This window comes from Caballeronia sp. LZ008 (genome assembly GCF_031451435.1).
Lineage (GTDB): Bacteria > Pseudomonadota > Gammaproteobacteria > Burkholderiales > Burkholderiaceae > Caballeronia > Caballeronia zhejiangensis.
Map to the genome: position 1 here is coordinate 2,354,315 of NZ_JARUXK010000001.1, position 20,172 is coordinate 2,374,486.

Below are 20,172 nucleotides of genomic sequence, written 5' to 3' on the forward strand. Positions count from 1 at the left end.
GACTGTTCCGACTGGTCGGACCAGTGCTGTGATGGGGAATATTAGAAAGCCGATATAGAGCCGTCAAGGAAGCTTTGGTAGCGGTTTACCCTGTTCCGGCCGGGTACGGAAATGGCCGCGACACGGTCGTTCACACGCGCGCACGGCACGCGCATACAATGGCGGTCAGACCGGCCAATTCAGTTTTCTTCCTATGAAAAACGTCCCGCATACCGTGACCGACGCCGCCATCGCGACCATTCGCGAGCGCATCGAATCGAGCATGTATCCGGTCGGGAGTCTGCTTCCGGCGCAGCGGCAGCTATCGGAAGAATTGGCGATCAGCCGGGCGTCGCTACGCGAGGCGCTCTCGACGCTCGAAGCGCTCGGCATGCTGCATATCCGGCCCGGAAAAGGCGTGTATGTCAGCAGTGCGCAGGCAAGCAACGCACATCCGTGGCGCTTCGCCGATCAGGCGTCGTTGCCCGACACCTATCAGATGCGCTTCGCGCTGGAGGGATTCGTCGCGCGGCTCGCGGCGCATTCGATCGGCGACGCGGACATCGACTGGCTCGACGACAATCTCGACTCGCTGCACGCCGCGTTGACCGAATCGGCGCTGGAAGAAGCCGCGCAACTCGACTTCGCGTTTCACATGCGTATCGTGAGTCTCGCGGGCAATGCGGCGATCGAATCGATCCTGCGCGGCAGCGCCGACATCATGAAGGAGAGCCAGCGGCTGCCGTTCTATCGGCGCGAACTGGTGTTATCGACGTATCACGAACACGCGGTCATCATCGAGGCTCTGAAGGCGCGCGACGGCGAGAAGGCCGGCCGCGCGATCGAAGGTCACATCGTCAACGCGGCGCAGCGTGCGGGCGTGCATTTTCCCGTTCCGAGCAAAGCTTGAGGCGAAAAAAAGCCGCTCCGAAGAGCGGCTTTGTCGTTTCAGCAGGCTGAAACTTACTTCGCGTTCGCGAGGGCGACCGCCGTATCCAGCATGCGGTTAGAGAAGCCCCATTCGTTGTCGTACCAGCTCGACACCTTCACGAGACGGCCCGACACCTTCGTGAGCGTCGAATCGAACGTCGACGAAGCCGGGTTGTGGTTGTAGTCGATCGAGACCAGCGGCGCATCGTTGTAGCCGAGCACGCCCTTCAGTTCGCCTTCCGACGCTTCCTTCATGATCTTGTTGATCTCATCGACCGTCGTATCGCGCGCGGCGATGAACGACAGATCGACGACCGACACGTTGATCGTCGGGACGCGGATCGCGTAGCCATCCAGCTTGCCGTTCAGCTCGGGCAGCACGAGGCCGACGGCCGAAGCAGCGCCCGTCTTCGTCGGAATCTGGCTGTGCGTGGCCGAGCGCGCGCGGCGCAGGTCTTCGTGGTAGACGTCCGTCAGAACCTGGTCGTTCGTGTACGCGTGGATCGTGGTCATCAGACCGTTCACCAGGCCGATCTTGTCGTTCAACGGCTTTACGAGCGGCGCGAGGCAGTTCGTCGTGCACGATGCGTTCGAGATGACCGTGTCCGACGCCTTCAGCACGTTGTGATTCACGCCGTACACGATGGTCGCGTCGACGTCCTTGCCGCCCGGCGCCGAGATGATGACCTTCTTCGCGCCGCCCTTGATGTGCGCGCTCGCCTTTTCCTTCGTCGTGAAGAAGCCGGTGCACTCCATCACCACGTCGACCTTCAGCTCGCCCCACGGCAGTTCGGCCGGGTTGCGGTTCGCCAGAACGCGGATCTTGTCGCCGTTGACGACGAGGTAATCGCCGTCCACCGACACTTCGCCCGGGAACTTGCCGTGCGCCGTGTCGTACTGCGTCAGGTGCGCGTTGGTCTTGGCATCGCCGAGGTCGTTGATGGCGACGATCTCGATGTCGTGCTTCTTGCCGTTTTCATAGAGGGCGCGCAGCGTGTTGCGGCCGATACGGCCATAGCCGTTGATTGCAACGCGAATCGTCATGGTCTATCTCCTTGGCTTAAAAAAACCTGCTTCGCTGACCGCGAATTTTACTGCGCGGCGAGGACGGCCTTCGCCGTCGCGACAACATGCTCCACCGTGAAGCCGAAATGCTTGAACAGCGCGCCCGCCGGAGCCGACTCGCCGAACGTGTCGATGCCGACCACGCCGCCTTCGAGGCCCACATACTTGCGCCAGAAATCCGTCACGCCCGCTTCGATCGCCACGCGCGCCACGCCCTTCGGCAGCACGCGCTCACGATACTCGGCGTCCTGCTTGTCGAAGACGTTCGTGCACGGCATCGACACGACGCGCGCGCCGATGCCTTCCTTCGCCAGCGCCTCTACGGCTTGCATCGCGAGCTGCACTTCCGAGCCGGTCGCGATGAGGATGATCTTGCGCGCGGGGATATCGTCGTTCCAGTCGCGCAGCACGTAGCCGCCCTTCGCGATGTTGGCGATCTGAATGTCGTTGCGCGGCGAGAATTGCAGATTCTGGCGGCTGAAAATCAGCGTCGACGGGCCGTTGTGCGCGATCGAATGCGTCCACGCGACCGCCGTTTCCACCGTATCGGCCGGACGCCACGTCTGCAGATTCGGGATCAGGCGCAGGCTCGACACATGTTCGATCGACTGGTGCGTCGGACCGTCTTCGCCGAGACCGATGGAATCGTGCGTGAAGACGAAGATCGAGCGCGACTTCATCAGCGCGGCGACGCGCAGCGCGTTGCGGCTGTAGTCCGAGAACGTCAGGAACGTGCCGCCGAACGGACGATAGCCGCCATGCAGCGCGATGCCGTTGATCGCAGCCGACATGCCGAACTCGCGCACGCCGTAGTTGATGTGATTGCCCCACTGGATGCCCGCGTGTTCCGGATTCGCGTTTTCGGCGTCGCCTGCGGCGCGAACGGCTTTGGAAGCCTTCCAGTTGGTGAGGTTCGAACCGGTCAGGTCGGCCGAGCCGCCGAGCAGTTCCGGCAGTGCCGCGGCCAGCCCTTCGATGGCGTTCTGCGAGGCCTTGCGCGTCGCGATGGTTTCGGCCTTCTGATTCGCGTCCTCGATGATCTTCGCGGCAGCTTCGGCCCAGTTCGCCGGCAGCTCGCCGCTCATGCGGCGCGTGAATTCGCTCGCTTCCGACGCGTACTTCGCGCGATAGGCGTCGAACGCCTTGTTCCATTCCGCTTCGGCGTGCGTGCCTTGTTCCTTCGCGTCCCACGCCGCATACACTTCCTGCGGAATTTCGAACGGACCGTAGTTCCAGCCGATCGCCGCGCGCGTCGCCGCGATTTCCTTGTCGCCGAGCGGCGCGCCGTGCGCGTCGTGACCGCCCGCCTTCGTCGGCGCGCCCTTGCCGATGACCGTGCGGCAGCAGATCAGCGTCGGCTTGTCCGACTTCTTCGCGGCGGCGATAGCGGCATCGACTGCATCGACGTTGTGGCCGTCCACGGCGCGGATCACGTTCCAGCCATACGCTTCGAAGCGCTTCGGCGTGTCGTCGTGGAACCAGTGCTCGACGTGGCCGTCGATGGAAATGCCGTTGTCGTCGTACAGCGCGATCAGCTTGTTGAGCTTGAGCGTGCCCGCGAGCGAGCACGCTTCGTGCGAAATGCCTTCCATCAGGCAGCCGTCGCCAAGGAACACGTACGTGTAGTGATCGACGATCTTCGCGTCAGCCTTGTTGAATTCGGCGGCGAGCAGCGCCTCGGCGAGCGCCATGCCGACCGCATTGCCGACGCCCTGGCCGAGCGGGCCCGTGGTCGTCTCGACGCCGGCCGTGATGCCGTATTCCGGATGGCCCGGCGTCTTCGAATGCAGTTGACGGAAGTTCTTGAGCTCGCTCATCGGCAGGTCGTAGCCGGTGAGGTGCAGCAGCGAATACAGCAACATCGAGCCGTGACCGTTCGACAACACGAAACGGTCGCGATCGAACCAGTGCGGATTCGCGGGATTGTGCTTCAGATGGCGCGACCACAGCGCGACGCCGATTTCCGCCATGCCCATCGGCATGCCGGGATGGCCGGAGTTGGCTTGTTGAACGGCGTCCATGGCGAGCGCGCGGATTGCGTTGGCCATGAGGGCGGTCTGGCTGGAGGTCGGGATCGTCATGTCGAGTCTGGGCAGGTGCTGAAATGATCCGCGGTGCTTCTCTTGCAGTACTTCTCACTCGGGCCGGACCCGCACACACCACGTTTTCAGGACCGGAACGACTTGGAAACGACGAGAAACGACGAGGATCGGAAGCCCATCATTCTAACAGACCGGTCCGATTGACACGCGTCTGTAAGGGCGCAAATCCGGTGCGTCCGGACGTCCCGGGCGCGGGCATGTTCCGTGCACTTCACGCGTCGCCGCACTGTCACGGCGGCATGACAATCCGTGACCTTACACGGTAACGCGCGCGGTCAACGGACGTTCATCTGGCGAAATCCGTCCGGCGCGCGGCGTATCGCGCAGGTTCCTCGCCGGTCCATTGATCCTACGGCTTCATGGCAAAATGCTTCCCAATGTGCAGCAGCAAGGCTTCAAGGAGTGCTTTCGATGACCGACCCTCGCCCCGCCGACGTGCCCTGGCTGACTCCGTATCTCACCGTGCGCGACGCACGCGTGAGCATTGCGTTTTATGAAAAAGCGCTAGGCTTCGCGGTGCGCGACAGCGTCAACGACGACGGCACGGTCATCCATGTCGAGATGACGTATCGCGGGCAGTTGATCGTGATGTTCGCGCCCGAAGGCGCGTACGGTTCGCAGGCGCGCACGCCGAAGAGCGCGGGGCAAATGGCGCCGCAGTCCTTCTATTTATACGTCGATGACGTCGACGCCACGTTCCATCAGGCGCTCGCAGTCGGCGCGAAGGCGCTCATCGAGCCGCAGGACCAGTTCTGGGGCGACCGCTTCGCGCAGATCGAAGATCCGGACGGCTATCGCTGGGCGATCGCGCGGCATCTGCGCTGAGCGCGCAGGCATTCTCACTATCCGCGGACGGCCGAGTCCGCGATCAATCATTCATGCCACGTTTTCATGTCGACGGCCCGCTCTGCGCAGGCCAAACCTTCGCCCTTCCGGATGACGTCGTGCGTCATGTGCACGTCCTGCGTCTGCAAACGGGCGATGCAATCACACTCTTCGATGGCCGCGGCGGCGAATATCGCGGCGAGCTCGTCGATATCGCCAAACGCGCGGCGACCGCGCGCATCGACGAACACAGCGATCGCGAGGCCGAGCCGCCGTATCGCGTGACGCTCGCGCAAGGCGTGGCGGGCGGCGACAAGATGGACTGGCTCATCGAGAAGGCGGTGGAACTCGGCGTCTCGGGCATTGCGCCGATCACGGCCGAGCGCGGCGTCGTGCGTCTCGCCGGCGAGCGCGCATTGCGTCGCCAGGCGCACTGGCAGGCGCTCACGCGCGCGGCGTGCGAGCAATGCGGGCGCAATCGCGTGCCCGAGGTTGCGCCGCCGCGCGATCTCGGCGCCTGGCTCGCCGACCTGCAGTTCGCCATCGACGGCGAACTGCGCCTCCTTCTCTCGCCGCGCGCCGAAGTCAGCTTCGCATCGTTGCCCGTCGATCCGCCGGCGAGTCCCGTTACTTTGCTGATCGGGCCGGAAGCGGGTTTTTCGCCCGCGGAAGAAACCGCGATCGTCGATGCGGGTTTTTCCACGCTCGGGCTCGGCCCGCGCGTGCTGCGCACGGAGACGGCGGGCATTGCGGTGTTGGCGGCGCTGGCCGCGCGCTGGGGCGGCTGGTAAAAAAATAGCCCGATGGAAACCCATCGGGCTATTTTCCTGCTTTGCGCCGGCCTTGGTTCGAATGCTCAGACGAACGAATAGAACACGCGGAAAGCCACTTTCCTTTCCGCCCAGAATTCCGCCGCGTCGCGGAATACGTCCAGCAGCACTTCGCGGCCTTCCTTGTCGAACTTCTGCGCGATCGGCAGTTGTTCCAGCACGATCACGAAACCCGGTTGCGAGCCCGCCTTGTGAACGAGATCGGTGAGCGAATCGTAAAGCGCGTCGTAATTCTTGCCGAAGTGTTTGGGAAAGAGAAACGAAAGAGCGATAGTCTCGAGCACTTCCTGTTTGCTCTGCGCATGGCCGAGATACGCGTACAGGAAATGCTGGCCGAGGCGGTTCGCTTCGTCCGCGAGATCCTGCACCCGGAACGCGCGAATCGACTGCACGATGTTCGGCCGCACGGTTGCGAACAGCGATTCCGAATCCTCTTGCGGATGGAGCTCCTCGGGCCTGGTCTCGTCGTCGGGTCTGTTGTCGTGTTCTGTCATGCGTAGCCGCAATACTCGCTGGAACAGGTTGCCATCGCCGGTGGCGAAAAGATCACCCGCGACGCTGTGGTCGTGCGCGTAGATGTTGTCGCTCATGCCGTTAATCCCGTAGTTGATCCGCAATGCGTTTGAAACTGGCGTAGTGGTCGTCCGTGTAGTAGCAATCGTCGAGCTTCTTCTTCGGACCGCCACACACGATCCGGCGCGCGCCGCGATCCCGCGCGCGAGGCGTGGGAACGGTGTATTCGTGGTAGTAGCCGCGTGGATGCCGCGGAAGCAAACGCTCGCGATTGCCGAACACGACGCCGTCCTTCTCGAAAGGGAAAGGGCCGCCCGCTTCGATCAGCCGCAAGGTTGCGACCGCCTGCTTGGGCAACTGCGCAATGTAGACGGTGGCCAGCCCGTCGCGCTCCTGCTCGCCGGTCGCTTGCGGTTGCCGCACCTGCGCTTCACGGACCGGTTCGGCCGGCGAGACGGGCGCCGGACTCGCCGAAGCAACCATCTCCTGAACGCCGCTTCGAGGTTCATCCTTGCCGCACGCGCCCAACAGGACGCTCAAGGCGACGAAAAACGAAAGAGCCCTCGCGCGTGTCACCAAACGGTTGTCCTCGCGTTACACCAGAATTCACGACCATGAAAGATGTAAGGGTATCGCTAATGACAGGGCGAAGCAACGTTCGCCCGAAAATCGGAAATTTTTTCGCAGTTTGGACCGATCCCGCAAATTCTGATGACGTAATCATCCGAAGAATTAGCCGAAATCTGAGAGATTTTTATCCCAGTCAGGATAATAATTTGCTCGTGGGATCTGAAGCGTTGGACGAGCCGCCTCACTCGTCGCCAGTTTCGCGGCATCGCGCTTGCCGTTCGATCCCGCTTTTTGCGTGTAAAGCAAACACTCCTTTGCTTTTTTTCGCGGCGTGCCGTGTATCCACGGCACGCTTTTTTTCGCGCAAAAAAAGCGGCGGGAAAGCCCGCCGCGTTCTTGGTCAAAGCAAGCCGCGATCAGCGCGCCGCCGATGCATCCGCCACCAGCAATGCCGTCATGTTGACGATTCGCCGCACCGTCGCCGATGAAGTGAGCACGTGAACCGGCTTCGCCGCGCCGAGCAGGATCGGCCCGATCGCGATGCCGCTTCCCGCCGCCGTCTTCAGCAGGTTGTACGAGATGTTCGCCGCGTCGATGTTCGGCAGGATCAGCAGGTTCGCGTCGCCTTCGAGCGTCGATTCGGGCAGCACTTCCTTGCGCAGACGCGCATCGAGCGCCACGTCGCCGTGCATTTCGCCGTCGACGTCGAGATCGGGCGCGCGTTCCTTGAGGATCGCGAGCACGTCGCGCATCTTCTGCGCGGTCGGCGCATTGCTCGTGCCGAAGTTCGAATGCGACAGGAGCGCGATCTTCGGCACGATGCCGAAGCGCTTCACTTCTTCCGCCGCGAGCATCGTGATTTCGGCGAGCTGCTCGGGCGTCGGATCGACGTTCACGTGCGTATCGACGATGAAAATCTGACGCCCCGGCAGCACGAGCGCGTTCATTGCCGCGTACACGTTCGCGCCTTCCTTCTTTCCGATCACCTGATCGATGAAGTGCAGATGACGATGCGTCGTGCTCACCGTGCCGCAGATCATGCCGTCGGCTTCGCCCTTCTGCACGAGCATCGCGCCGATCAGCGTCGTGCGGCGGCGCATTTCGAGCTTTGCCATCTGCTGGCTGATGCCTTTGCGCGCCATCATCTTCGCGTACGTCTGCCAGAAATCGCGATAGCGCTCGTCGTGGTCCGTATCGACCACGGAGAAATCGACGCCCGGCGCGAGACGCAGGCCGAATTTCTGGATGCGTTGCTGGATGACCGCCGGACGGCCGATGAGAATCGGCTTCGCGATCTTTTCATCGACGGCGATCTGCACCGCGCGCAGCACGCGCTCTTCCTCGCCCTCCGCGAACACGATGCGCTTCTTCTCCGGCTCGACGCTGCGCGCGAGCTGGAACACGGGCTTCATCGTCGTGCCGCTGTGATAGACGAACTGCTGCAGATGCTGCTCGTACGCTTCCATGTCCTCGATCGGACGCGTCGCCACGCCGCTGTCCATCGCCGCCTTCGCGACGGCCGGCGCGATCTTCACGATGAGACGCGGATCGAAAGGCTTCGGAATCAGATATTCCGGGCCGAACGACAAATCCTGAATGCCATAAGCCGTCGCGACGATATCGCTCTGCTCCTGACGCGCCAGTTCCGCGATGGCGTTCACCGCAGCGATTTCCATTTCCTTCGTGATGACGGTCGCGCCGACATCGAGCGCGCCGCGGAAGATGAACGGGAAGCACAGAACGTTGTTGACCTGATTCGGATAATCCGTGCGGCCGGTGGCGAGCACGGCGTCCGGGCGCACTTCGAGCGCGAGTTCCGGCAGGATTTCCGGCGTCGGATTCGCGAGCGCGAGAATCAGCGGCTTCGCGGCCATCTGCTTGACCATGTCCTGCTTGAGCACGCCGCCGGCCGAAAGCCCGAGGAACACGTCCGCGCCTTCGATCACTTCGGCGAGCGTGCGCGCGCTCGTTTCGCGCGCGAAGAGCTCCTTGTCCGGGTCCATCAGCTCCGTGCGGCCCTTGTAGACGACGCCGGCCAGATCCGTCACGAAAATGTTCTCGCGCTTCATGCCGAGATCGACGAGCAGATTCAGGCACGCCAGCGCCGCCGCGCCCGCGCCCGACGCGACCAGCTTCACTTCGCCGATGTTCTTGCCGACCACCTTCAGACCGTTCGTGATCGCCGCCGCGACGACGATGGCCGTGCCGTGCTGATCGTCGTGGAAGACGGGAATTTTCATGCGCTTGCGGCATTCGCGTTCGACGATGAAGCAGTCCGGCGCCTTGATGTCTTCCAGATTGATGCCGCCGAAAGTCGGCTCGAGCGCGGCGATCACGTCGACGAGCTTGTGCGGATCGCTTTCGTTCAGCTCGATATCGAACACGTCGATGCCGGCGAACTTCTTGAAGAGCACGGCCTTGCCTTCCATCACCGGCTTCGATGCGAGCGGCCCGATGTTGCCGAGGCCCAGCACGGCCGTGCCATTGCTGACGACGCCGACGAGATTGCTGCGCGCGGTGAAGCGCGCGGCGTTCAGCGGATCTTCGACGATCGCTTCACACGCGAACGCGACGCCCGGCGAGTAAGCCAGCGCGAGGTCGCGCTGGTTGATCATCTGCTTGGTGGGGGCGATCGCGATCTTCCCGGGAACCGGAAATTCGTGATAGTCGAGCGCAGCTTCGCGCAACTTGGTATTGGCGTCAGTCGTCATAAGGCGGGCTAGCAGTGCGGGAATTAGAATGGAAGTTCGAACGCATTGTAGCGCCAATCAGTCGCGGTTTCGGACCGCGCTCCATGCATTTCGGCTACAAGTGCCATGACTGGAAAACGTCTGGTCGGTCCGTCCGGCAAGCCTTCGCGGGCATCGGCCGAGTGTTTTCGAGATGCGGCGCCGGTTTCGGCGCGCTGTGTTTTTCATCGTGCATTGCAACAATCAACCTCAAGCGCCGACGCATGCTCTCCGAGTTTTCACTGATCGACCGTTTCTTTGCACGCCGCGCGACGGCGCCTTCCCCGCGTCATGACGAGGAGGCCGCGAAGCCGCTCGGCATCGGCGACGACTGCGCGCTTATCGCGCCGCCCGCCGGCCATCAGCTCGCCATTTCGACGGACATGCTGGTCGAAGGACGCCACTTCTTTCCCGATGTCGATCCGTACGCGCTCGGTCACAAGGCGCTCGCGGTGAACCTGTCCGATCTCGCCGCGATGGGCGCGAAGCCGCACGCGTTCACGCTCGCGCTCGCGTTGCCGCGCGCCGACGAAGCCTGGCTCGAAGCGTTCAGCAACGGTCTCTTCGCGCTCGCGGAACGTCACGATTGCGCGCTCGTCGGCGGCGATACGACGAGCGGGCCGCTCAACATCTGCATCACGGTGTTCGGCGACGTGCCGCAGGGTGCGGCATTGCGTCGCGATGCGGCGCGTCCCGGCGACGACATCTACGTATCCGGCACCTTGGGCGACGCGCGCGCGGGCCTCGGCGCGATTCGCGGCGAGTGGTCCGCGCCGGAAGCTTCCGCCTGGCGGCGCGCGCTGGAGCGCCCGGAACCGCGCGTCGCGTTGGGCATGGCGTTGCGCGGCGTGGCGCACGCGGCGCTCGATATCTCCGATGGCCTCGCGGGCGATCTCATGCACATCCTGAAGCGTTCGGGCGTGCGCGCGGTCGTCGATGCCGATGCCGTGCCGTGCTCCGATGCCGTGCGCGCGCTGCCCGAAACCGCGCGCCGACAATGCACGCTCGCGGGCGGCGACGACTACGAGCTCTGCTTCACCGCGCCCGTCGATGCCCGCGACGCGCTCGCCAAGATCGCGACGGACGTGGAAGTGCCGCTGACGCGCATCGGTACAATCGAGTCATCCGGTGCGCCCGCAATCGCCTGGCGCGATGCGTCGGGCGCCCCGCTCTCCCTGACGTTGCAAGGCTTCGATCATTTCCATGCAGACTGACCCCACGCTAGCGGGCGACCCGGCCGCGCCGCGCAGCAAGCCGCGCCGGGCGAGCGCGCGCTTCATGCTCGACCATCCGCTTCATATTCTTTCGCTCGGCTTCGGCAGCGGACTGTCTCCCATCGTGCCGGGCACGGTCGGCACGTTATTCGCATGGGTGTCGTTCGTCGTGTTCAATCCGCATCTGACGGTCGCGGAATGGGGCGCGCTGATCGTCGCCGGCTTCATCGCCGGATGCTGGTTCACCGGCTTCACCGCGAAGAAAATGGGCACCGACGATCCGTCGCCGGTCGTGTGGGACGAGATCGTCGCGTTCTGGCTCGTGCTGCTGCTCGTCACGCCCGCGACCTTCACCGGGCAATTGTGGGCGTTCGTCGTGTTCCGCTTCTTCGACATGGTGAAACCGCCGCCCATCCGATATTTCGATCGCCGGTTGAAAGGCGGTTTCGGCATCATGTTCGATGATCTCGTCGCGGCGTTCTTCACGCTGCTCGTGATCGCGCTCTGGCGCATGACCGTCTGATTTTTCCATCCATCGAGACCACCGCCATGCCAACCGACACCGTCGTTCACCAACTTGCGATTCGCGTCGGCAACAAGCTGCACGCCGAACGGCTGATGCTCGCCACCGCCGAGTCGTGCACGGGCGGCATGGTCGCGACCGCCATCACCGATATTTCGGGCAGCAGCGCGTGGTTCGAGCGCGGCTTCGTCACGTATTCGAATCTCGCGAAGATCGAGATGATCGGCGTGCCCGCGACGCTGATCGAACAGCACGGCGCGGTCAGCGAGCCGGTCGCGAAGGCCATGGCCGAAGGCGCGCTGCGCAACAGCCGCGCGCAGGTCTCGGTGTCGATTACGGGCGTGGCGGGACCGGCGGGCGGCAGCGAGGCGAAGCCGGTCGGTACCGTGTGCTTCGGATGGAGCAATCGTCTGAATACGCAGATCGAGACCCAGCATTTCAAGGGCGACCGCGAACAAGTGCGAACGCAGGCCGCCGCGCATGCGTTGCGCAGGCTGCTGGAGTTCATGGATCAGAGCGAGCGCTGAGCGCGCGTCGATCGCATGAACAAGCGCATCGACAATCCGGCCGATTCCGTCACGTTCAGCAAGGATCAGGTGGCCCGCTGGATGGGTCGGAAGACCTTCGGCCGCAATCGAACGTCACATTGCCGACCGAGCCGCCGTTGTACATCGCCATCGTTAAGCGCTCGCGGCGGGCATTCTGTCCGAAGATGCGCGCGCGGTGGAGAAGTTCTCCGCCGAAGACATCGAGGCGCTGTTCGCGCCTATTGCCGATAGTTGAAGCGCGCGCTCACCGATACTGATTGATCGTATCGCGCGTCTTCTTCGCGGCTTCGGCCGCGGCTTGCGCGTAATCATCGCCCTTGCCGGCGTAGATGATCGCGCGCGACGAATTGATCAACATGCCCGTGCCGTTCGCGGTGCGGCCCGCGCGCACGGTTGCTTCGACATCGCCGCCCTGTGCGCCGATGCCCGGAATCAGAAGCGGCATGTCGCCGACGATCCCGCGTACCGTTTCGATTTCCTTCGGAAACGTCGCACCGACGACGAGGCCCAACTGGCCCTTGTCATTCCACTTTTCCGCCGCGAGCCTGGCGACGACCTGATACAGCGGCTTGCCATCGGTCGTGAGAAATTGCAGATCGGAGCCGCCCGCGTTCGACGTGCGGCACAGCACGATCACGCCCTTGCCCTCATGCGCGAGATACGGCTCGATGGAATCGAAGCCCATGTATGGATTCACGGTGACGGCATCGGCCCGATAGCGCTCGAACGCTTCCTTCGCGTACTGCTCGGCCGTGCTGCCGATATCGCCGCGCTTCGAATCGAGAATCACCGGAATGCCGGCGTGCTTCTCGTGGATATGCGCGATCAGCGCTTCGAGCTGATCTTCCGCGCGATGCGCCGCGAAGTACGCAATCTGCGGCTTGAACGACGATGCATACGGCGCGGTTGCATCGACGATGGTCTTGCAGAACTCGAAGATCGCGTCGGCGCGGCCGTTGAGTGCGCCGGGAAACTTCGCCGGCTCCGGGTCGAGGCCGACGCACAGAAGCGATTGAGTCCGCGACCACGCGGCATTGAGCGATTCGATGAAGGACATGGCGGGAAGATGTTGAAAACGTCGATGCCACGCATTTTAACGTGCGTGGCGTCATCTTCCGTCGCGCTTCCGTCGCGCTTCCGGCGCGGATCAGCGCGCCGCGTCCCGTGCCCGCGCCTTCGCGCCTGCCCGCGTGCGCGGCCTTCCGCGCCGCGTCGCTTCCCCGGTGCGCTCGACGGTGAAGCGGAATTCCCGCGACAAGCGTTCGCCCGGTTCGAGCACGGTCATGCCGTTCGCTTCCCCACCGCCGGGCAGATTCACCGCGTTGATCGGATGATCGACCGGCTCGAAGCAGAAAAAGCTTTCGCCGGGCGGCGCGTAGAGCACGTAGTAATCGGTGTCGGCGGCGATCGTCAGCGACAGGCGGCGCTTCGGCCACAGCACGCTCGTGCGCCCGCTCCATCCGGTGAACGCGTTGTTGACCATTTCCGATGGCATCGGATACGCAACGCCGAATTGCCACGCGGGCGGCGTCGGAACATGCCGCACAGGCAGCCAGTCGTCGCCGCACAGCCACACGCCGCCCGCCGCCGCCGACAACTCCGTGTCCGCCTCGCGCATCAGGAACGGATGCAGCCCGAGGCCGAACGGCAGCGCTTCGTCGCCGGTATTTTCGACATCGAGCGTCACGGCGAGCGTCGCTTCGTCGAGCGTGTAAGTCTGCGCGGCGCGAAACGCGTAAGGCGTGCCGCCGCTGCGATCGAGCGTGAGACGCACGCGCGCGGAATCCTGCTCCGCGACTTCCCACGCGCCGAGCCAGCCATCGCCGTGCAGCGGCAGCGGTTCGCCCGCGCGATTGCACGGCACGTCGATCGAGCGTCCGGAAAACTGAAAGTTTCCGTTGCCGATGCGGTTCGAATACGGCAAAAGCGGATAGCACGCGAGCTGATTCGGATCGGTGTCCGGTCCCGGCTCGACACACGGCCGGAAGATCGGCACGAGCGTGCCTTCGTGCCGCCAGTCGAAGCGCGTGATGCCGCCGCCGAGCGACGGTGCCAGCTCGAGCCGCAAATGCGCGTTGGCGAGCGTGATGCAGCCGTCGACATCGGCGCCGCCCATCGCGACGACCGCGGTGCTCGGGCCGGGACGGATCGGCGGTTCGGTGGCGGCGGCGAGACGCGCACGGCGGGCGTTCGCCTGTTCCTTGGACGTCGATGCAGGATTCGGTCTTTGCTCTGTTCGCGCGACAGCCATGACTCGTGCTCCATCGAGAGGCGAAGAACCCGGCGTTGCCGGGATGAGTCGGGCGGCGCGTCGATCGCGCGCCGCCTCGTGTTCTGGTTACGCCTTGCCCGCAAATACGGCTTCCGCGATGCCGCGTGCACCGGGCGTCGCGACGAACACGCCGCCTGCGTGCGCGTCTGTTTCGCCGAGGCCGATGCGCGCCGTCGTCACATACAGCGTGCCCAAGTCCGCGCCGCCGAACGCGGCGCAACTCGGCTGCGCGCTCGGCACGTCGATGCGCGCCGTCTCGCGGCCGTCGCTTCCGTAGCGCACGACGCGCGCGCCGCCCCACTGCGCGTTCCACAAGCCGCCGTCCGCATCGACGATCGAGCCGTCGGGCACGCCGGTCGCATCCGTCAGCTCGACGAACACGCGGTCGTTGTCGAACGTCGGATAGTCGCATACGCGAATCTGACGCGTGGGCGAGTCGCAGTAGTACATCGTCGCGCCATCGGGCGAGAAGCCGATGCTATTCGAGATCGCGCAATTCCCGAGCGGCAGCTTTTCCAGCGACAGATCCGCGTTCAGCCGATAAAACGCGCCGACCGGTTGCGCATCGTCCACATCGTGTTTCGTGCCGAACACGAAGCGCCCTTCGCGGTCGCAACGGCCGTCGTTGAGGCGCGTCGGCAGATCGGCTTCGACTTCCATGATGGTTTCGATCTTGCCCGTCGCGATTTCATGGAACGCGAGCCGCGATGCGAGGCCGAGCAGCAGGAAACGCGCATCGGCGCACGGCGTGAAGCAGGCGAGCCGCTCGGGCATGTCGAACGATTCGCTCGCGCCGTCGCGCGGATCGTAGCGCCACAGCTTCTTGCCTTCGATATCGGTCCACCAGAAGCGGCCGCTCGCGGCGCACCACGTCGCGCCTTCGCCGAGCGAACACTGGCTGTCGATGAGAAGTTGCGCTCGCATCGGATTCATCAGGCCCATCCTCCGTCGACGATCATGTCCTGCGCCGTGATCATTTTGCTGTCGTCCGATGCGAGAAAGAGCGCCGCGCGCGCGAGGTGTGCGGGCAGCAGTTCTCCGTCGATGCACTGGCCTTGCTTGATTGCTTCCTTGCCGGCCTCGTCGAGCCACAGACGCTTTTGCTTTTCGGTCATCACCCAGCCCGGCACGAGCGTATTGACGCGGATGCCGAATTTGCCGAGATCGCGCGCGAGGCCGCGCGTCATGCCTTGCACTGCCGATTTCGACGTCGTGTAGACGGGGAAGTTGCCTTGCTTGAGCATCCAGCTGATCGAGCCGAGATTGATGATCGAGCCGCCGCCCGCGCGCTTCATGTCGTCGATGACGGCCTGCGCCGCGAAGAATTGATGGCGGATGTTGACCGCGATGCCTGCATCGTACGACTCGGGCGTGACGTCTTCGATTGCGTGGCGTTTGTCGTTGGCGGCGTTGTTGACGAGCACGTTGATGGGGCCGAGGGCGGCTCTTACATCGGCGATGCCTTTGCGTAGTGCGTCGATGTCGGTCAGGTCGACGTTGAGGAACATCGGGCGCGTTTGGCCTTCTTGCAGAGCCGCGCCGAGGCGGTCGGCGAGCGCTTCGCCAGCGTCGGTGTCGATGTCGAAGAAGGCGACTTTCGCGCCCTGATCGAAGAAGTGTTCGACGAAGCCTTCGCCGATGCCGGTTGCGCCTCCGGTTATCAGCACTGTTTTGCCTTGCAGGCTGGGGTATCTTGCGAGGTTCTTTTCGATCGTTGACATTGGGTTTTGTCTCTCGTTGCTGCGCTTGTCGCGCTTGTTTGCTTTGCGCTTTTCGCCGGATCCCGGTTTCTTAGTGGTCTATTAGCACTGCCCCTGTGCGGGGCGGCACTCACTTTCTTTGCTGCTGCAAAGAAAGTAAGCAAAGAAAGCAGCTTCCGATACGCCCGCGGTCACACGCAATTTGGGTAGTCCTCTCGTCCATCGTGGGCTGCCTAACGAGTGCCCTCATAGTCCCAACCCGACTTGGCTCGCGCACGGTCTGCCTTCACTCGCCACACACCAAACTGGTTCAGCACCAAATAGCTCCAGCCCGCTTCGCGGCCGACCGGTCAATCGGGTCCGCGCGTGCTTCTTTGCTGCCGTCTCCATCTCACTGCACTTGCCGCCCGCTGGTTTCCCTTGCATGCCCGGCGGCAGCGCGTAGCGCTGTGCCGAAGCCATTTCGTGCTGAACCAGCGTTCTCAACACCTTCGGGCGGCGGACCGTGCGCGAGCCAAGCCCGGTTAGTCCTTCGAGGGCACTCTTTAGGCGAGTGCCGCCTGGGACGAGAGTACTACCCAACGTGCGTGTGACCGCGGGCCTGAAAAGCTGCTTTCTTTGCCTACTTTCTTTGCAGCAGCAAAGAAAGTAGGTGCCGCCCCGCACAGGGGCAGTGCTAATAGACCGACACGAAAACGGGATCCAGCGACATCAACGGCAAAACATCAACAACGACATCAACCGCAAAACATCAATCCCGCGACCCGCGATTCTTCAACTGATCGAGCAGAACGGCAGCAAGCAGGATAGCCCCTCTCACGAGGTACTGATAAAACGCGTCGATATTCAAAAGGTTCATGACGTTCTCGACAGTACCCATGATGAGCACGCCAATCACGACACCGGAAATCGTCGCCCTACCGCCCAGCAGAGAAACACCGCCAAGAACACAAGCAGAAATGACATTGAGCTCGAAGCCTTGAGCGGCATTCGGCTGCCCCGACGTGATCCGCGAAGCGAGAATGACCCCAGCCAGCGCGGTCACAGCGCCCTGAATCAAAAAGATCCACACACGCGTGCGCTCGACATTGATCCCCGCGAGCCGCGAAGCCTCGGGATTACCGCCGATAGCCAATGTATTACGTCCATACACCGTCTGATTGAGCAATACGCCAAAAACGATGAAGCACGCAAGCGTGACCCAGATTGGCAGGGAAATCCCGATCATCGACAGACTGCCGAGCGCGATGAACGTATCCGACGACACACCCACCGCCTGCCCGTGCGACACGATGAACCCGAGCCCGCGCACGATTTCCATCGTCGCCAAGGTCGTAATCAGCGCATTGATTCGCAGATAAGCAATCACCGCGCCGTTCACAAACCCGATCACCGCACCCGCAGCCACCGCCGCGATGATCGCGATGAACGTGTTGTCCGTCGCATTCAGAACCATCGCGCACAGAACACCGGCGAAGGCGATCGTCGAGCCCACCGACAAGTCGAAGTCGCGCGACGCGAGGCAGAACATCATCGTGCACGCGACCATGCCGATCTGCGAGATCGACAGCGCGAGGCCGAGCATGTTCTCGATCGAGAAGAAGTGATCGACGGTCAGCGACATCGTCACGAACATCACGATGAAGATCACGATCAGGCTGTATTCCGTGATCTGCTGCCACCACTTCTGCTTGTCGTTCTTTTGCGGGATCAGCGCGTTCGCGACGCTTTCCGTCGCCTGCCCCACGATGTTTTCTCTTGCTTCCATGATTCGCTCCTCTCGTCTTTACGCCGCCTGCGCGACCGTTTCCGCCTGCGGCAGCGCAAGGCTCAACACTTTTTGTTCGCTCGCCTTCTCGCGCGCCAGTTCGCCCGCGATACGCCCCTGCCGCATCACGACGATCCGGTCCGACACGCCCAGCACTTCCGGCAATTCCGACGAAATCATCACGATCGCGCAGCCGCGCTCCGCAAGCTGATAGATCACGTTGTAAATCTCATGCTTCGCGCCGACGTCGATGCCGCGCGTCGGTTCGTCGAGAATCACGACCTTCAGGTCCGGCTCCGCGAGCCAGCGCGACAGAATCGCCTTCTGCTGATTGCCACCCGAAAGAAAACGGATGCGCTGCTTCCGGCTCGGCGTCTTGATCTTCAGCAACTGGATGAAGCGCTCGGCCGTCTGCGCCTCCTTCTTGCGATCCAGAAACAGCCCGCCGCGCAGATAGTGTCGCCGGCACGAAATATTGATGTTCTCCGCGACCGTCGCCATCGCGACGATGCCTTCTTCCTTCCGATCCTCCGGACACAGCACGATGCCGTGACGAATCGCCTCGCCGGTGCTGCGAACCTTGATCGGCTTGCCGTCGAGCGTTATGTCGCCGCCCTTCTTCTTGTCCGCGCCGTACACGAGATGCATCAGCTCGCTGCGTCCCGCGCCGACGAGCCCGAAGAAGCCCACGATCTCCCCGCGCTTCACTTCGAAGCTCGCGGGCGCGCTCAATGCATCGCCCTCCACGTTCTTCACGGAGAAGCGCACGTCGCCCAAAGGACGCGCGCGATAGTTGTAGATGTCGCTGATCTCGCGCCCGACCATTTCCTGCACGAGCGTTTCGCGCGGCACATCCGCGAGCGAAAGATGCGAGGCGATCTTGCGCCCGTCGCGGAAAATCGTGCACGCGTTGCACAGTTCGTAAATCTCGTCCATGCGATGCGAGATGTAGATCAGCGCACGGTTATCCGCCTGCAGATCGCGCACGAGCTTGAAGAGCACTTCCGTCTCGCGATGCGACAGCGAACTCGTCGGTTCGTCGAGCGCGATCACGCGCGCGTTGCGCAGCAGCGCCTTGCAGATTTCGACCATCTGCCGCTGCGCGATCGACAGCTTGCGCAGCTTCGCATTCGGATCGAGATCGACGCCCATCGCCGCAAGCCGCTCGCGTACGTGCGCCTTGGCCGCGCGCTTGTCGACCCAGCCGAGCCGGTTCGGCAATGCGCCGAGCAGCAGATTCTCGGACACCGTCAGATCCGGCACGTACTGCAATTCCTGATGAATCACCGCGATGCCCGCGGCAATCGATGCCGCCGCGCTCGCGAAATGCACTTCCTTGTCGTCGATGAGCACGCGCCCCGAATCGGGCTGATACTCGCCGCCGAGAATCTTGAGCAAGGTCGATTTGCCCGCGCCGTTCTCGCCCATCAAACCGTGAACTTCGCCGGCGTTGACGTCGAACGACACGCCGTCGAGCGCGCGCACGCCTGGAAACACCTTGCCGATATTGTCAAAACGCAGCGTCGCTGACACATCGCCTCCTATTCTCGAGCGGACCGCACGCGCGGCCCGCTTCCCTCACGAAAGACTTAGTTCGATGCCAGTCCCATCTGCTGGCGCACCGATGCCACGTTTTCACGCGTAGCCAGCATGCCGGTCGTGAGCGTGAGCGGCGGCGGCGCCTTGCCGTCCTTGATCCACGCGTACATCAGCTCGGACGTCTCTTCGCCGTGGCGCTTCGGGCTGATGATGACGGTGCCGTAGAAGCCCGTCGGATTCGGCTTCTTGAACTCGTTCAACGCCGAGTCCGATCCGCCGATACCAATGCCGATCATGTTGTCCGCCTTGAAGCCGCGGCCTTCCGCTGCGCGCACCGCGCCGAGGACGGCTTCGTCGTTCAGGCCGTAGGCGACCCAGTGCTTGTATTGCGGATTCTTCGTCAGCGCGATGTTCGCGGCGTTGAACGCGTTCTCGGTGTCGGTCTTCGCCTGCGGCGCGGCGACGATGTTCGCCTTCGGGAAACCGGCGGCGACGAGCGCATCGGTCGCGCCGGCCGTGCGGTCATGCGCGGTCGGCAATTGCTCGTAAGTCACGTCGATCGCGCCGACATCCTTCATGTCCCAGCCGCGCTTCTTGATCTCGGCGGCGATGCCGTCGCCCACCTGCTTGCCGATGTTGTATGCGGAAATGCCCATGTGCGGCACGGATTCGATCGGCTTGCCCGAACCGTCGACGAGGCGGTCATCGACCGTCATCATCTTGAGCTTGTCGGCCTTCGCCTTCGCGACGATGCCCGGCCCGAGCTTCACGTCCGGCGTGCAGATGATGAAGCCCTGCGCCTTCTGCGCGGCGAGGTTGTCGATCGCGCTCATCACCTTTTCACCCGACGGCGCGCCGATCTTCACGAGCGTGAAGCCCTTTTCCTTGGCGGCGATTTCGGCGAACTTCCATTCGTCCTGGAACCACGGCTCTTCCGGCTGCTTCACGAGGAAGCCGATCTTGACCTCGTCGGCGGCCTGCGCGACCGGCGCCGCGATCATGGACGCGCTCGTTGCCGTGGCAGCGGCGATCAGCGTGAGGAACAGTCTGCGTTTCATTTTTTGT

At 63.2% G+C, this 20,172-nt stretch carries 18 protein-coding genes; 6 read left to right on the forward strand and 12 right to left on the reverse strand.

The features are described 5' to 3' along the window. Positions 1–193 precede the first annotated feature (193 nt). On the forward strand, positions 194–889 hold the full coding sequence (locus QCE49_RS10950; RefSeq protein ID WP_034471690.1) for a FadR/GntR family transcriptional regulator: 696 nt from the start codon (positions 194–196) through the stop codon (positions 887–889). A 53-nt stretch (positions 890–942) separates the two neighbouring features. Here QCE49_RS10950 and gap read toward each other — a convergent pair whose 3' ends face one another. Both gap and tkt read right to left on the reverse strand, forming a co-directional pair. Beyond that, positions 943–1,953, reverse strand: coding sequence for a type I glyceraldehyde-3-phosphate dehydrogenase (gap, locus tag QCE49_RS10955; protein ID WP_250458997.1), 1,011 nt, complete (start codon positions 1,951–1,953; stop codon positions 943–945). Positions 1,954–2,000: 47 nt separating this feature from the next. Next, a complete protein-coding gene (gene tkt / locus QCE49_RS10960) occupies positions 2,001–4,055 on the reverse strand; it encodes a transketolase (RefSeq protein ID WP_239295147.1) in 2,055 nt (684 codons plus the stop codon). 432 nt (positions 4,056–4,487) lie between these two features. Here tkt and QCE49_RS10965 point away from each other — a divergent pair, with 432 nt between their 5' ends. Both QCE49_RS10965 and QCE49_RS10970 read left to right on the forward strand, forming a co-directional pair. Beyond that, positions 4,488–4,901: a glyoxalase/bleomycin resistance/extradiol dioxygenase family protein gene (locus QCE49_RS10965; RefSeq protein ID WP_008342874.1), complete on the forward strand. Its 414-nt coding sequence runs from the start codon at positions 4,488–4,490 to the stop codon at positions 4,899–4,901. A 53-nt stretch (positions 4,902–4,954) separates the two neighbouring features. Further along, positions 4,955–5,692, forward strand: coding sequence for a 16S rRNA (uracil(1498)-N(3))-methyltransferase (locus QCE49_RS10970; protein WP_250458984.1), 738 nt, complete (start codon positions 4,955–4,957; stop codon positions 5,690–5,692). A 65-nt stretch (positions 5,693–5,757) separates the two neighbouring features. On the opposite strand, the gene QCE49_RS10975 is transcribed toward QCE49_RS10970, so the two are convergent. The 3 genes from QCE49_RS10975 to QCE49_RS10985 all read right to left on the reverse strand — a co-directional run bounded on the left by QCE49_RS10975 (position 5,758) and on the right by QCE49_RS10985 (position 9,525). Continuing rightward, positions 5,758–6,321 (reverse strand): barstar family protein, encoded by a 564-nt coding sequence (locus QCE49_RS10975; RefSeq protein ID WP_008342876.1) that lies wholly within the window; start codon positions 6,319–6,321, stop codon positions 5,758–5,760. 4 nt (positions 6,322–6,325) lie between these two features. Beyond that, complete coding sequence (locus QCE49_RS10980) at positions 6,326–6,820, reverse strand: ribonuclease domain-containing protein (RefSeq protein ID WP_033537314.1); 495 nt, start codon at positions 6,818–6,820, stop codon at positions 6,326–6,328. A gap of 410 nt (positions 6,821–7,230) precedes the next feature. Then, positions 7,231–9,525 (reverse strand): NADP-dependent malic enzyme, encoded by a 2,295-nt coding sequence (locus tag QCE49_RS10985; protein ID WP_008342878.1) that lies wholly within the window; start codon positions 9,523–9,525, stop codon positions 7,231–7,233. Positions 9,526–9,767: 242 nt separating this feature from the next. On the opposite strand from QCE49_RS10985, the gene thiL reads away from it, so the two are divergent. The 3 genes from thiL to QCE49_RS11000 are packed head-to-tail and all read left to right on the forward strand — an operon-like array spanning position 9,768 to position 11,807. Further along, entirely contained in the window at positions 9,768–10,757 is a 990-nt protein-coding gene (gene thiL / locus QCE49_RS10990) for a thiamine-phosphate kinase (protein WP_250458982.1), read from the forward strand. Next, complete coding sequence (locus QCE49_RS10995) at positions 10,747–11,280, forward strand: phosphatidylglycerophosphatase A (protein WP_239295150.1); 534 nt, start codon at positions 10,747–10,749, stop codon at positions 11,278–11,280. The genes thiL and QCE49_RS10995 overlap by 11 nt, the downstream gene beginning before the upstream one ends. Positions 11,281–11,306: 26 nt before the next feature. Further along, positions 11,307–11,807, forward strand: coding sequence for a CinA family protein (locus QCE49_RS11000; protein WP_008342881.1), 501 nt, complete (start codon positions 11,307–11,309; stop codon positions 11,805–11,807). 265 nt (positions 11,808–12,072) lie between these two features. Here QCE49_RS11000 and pyrF read toward each other — a convergent pair whose 3' ends face one another. The 7 genes from pyrF to QCE49_RS11035 form a co-directional block, all read right to left on the reverse strand. Further along, positions 12,073–12,885, reverse strand: coding sequence for an orotidine-5'-phosphate decarboxylase (gene pyrF, locus QCE49_RS11005; protein ID WP_250458980.1), 813 nt, complete (start codon positions 12,883–12,885; stop codon positions 12,073–12,075). Positions 12,886–12,975: 90 nt separating this feature from the next. Beyond that, positions 12,976–14,079, reverse strand: a complete 1,104-nt coding sequence (locus tag QCE49_RS11010) for an aldose 1-epimerase (RefSeq protein ID WP_250458978.1) — start codon at positions 14,077–14,079, stop codon at positions 12,976–12,978. A gap of 87 nt (positions 14,080–14,166) precedes the next feature. Further along, entirely contained in the window at positions 14,167–15,042 is an 876-nt protein-coding gene (locus tag QCE49_RS11015) for an SMP-30/gluconolactonase/LRE family protein (protein ID WP_250458976.1), read from the reverse strand. Next, positions 15,033–15,821, reverse strand: coding sequence for an SDR family NAD(P)-dependent oxidoreductase (locus QCE49_RS11020; protein WP_239295154.1), 789 nt, complete (start codon positions 15,819–15,821; stop codon positions 15,033–15,035). The genes QCE49_RS11015 and QCE49_RS11020 overlap by 10 nt, the downstream gene beginning before the upstream one ends. 730 nt (positions 15,822–16,551) lie before the next feature. Continuing rightward, on the reverse strand, positions 16,552–17,568 hold the full coding sequence (gene araH / locus QCE49_RS11025; protein WP_175982767.1) for an L-arabinose ABC transporter permease AraH: 1,017 nt from the start codon (positions 17,566–17,568) through the stop codon (positions 16,552–16,554). Between the two features lie 18 nt (positions 17,569–17,586). Then, positions 17,587–19,101: an L-arabinose ABC transporter ATP-binding protein AraG gene (gene araG, locus QCE49_RS11030; protein WP_250458974.1), complete on the reverse strand. Its 1,515-nt coding sequence runs from the start codon at positions 19,099–19,101 to the stop codon at positions 17,587–17,589. A gap of 56 nt (positions 19,102–19,157) precedes the next feature. Then, entirely contained in the window at positions 19,158–20,165 is a 1,008-nt protein-coding gene (locus QCE49_RS11035) for an arabinose ABC transporter substrate-binding protein (protein WP_008342889.1), read from the reverse strand. Positions 20,166–20,172 lie beyond the last annotated feature (7 nt).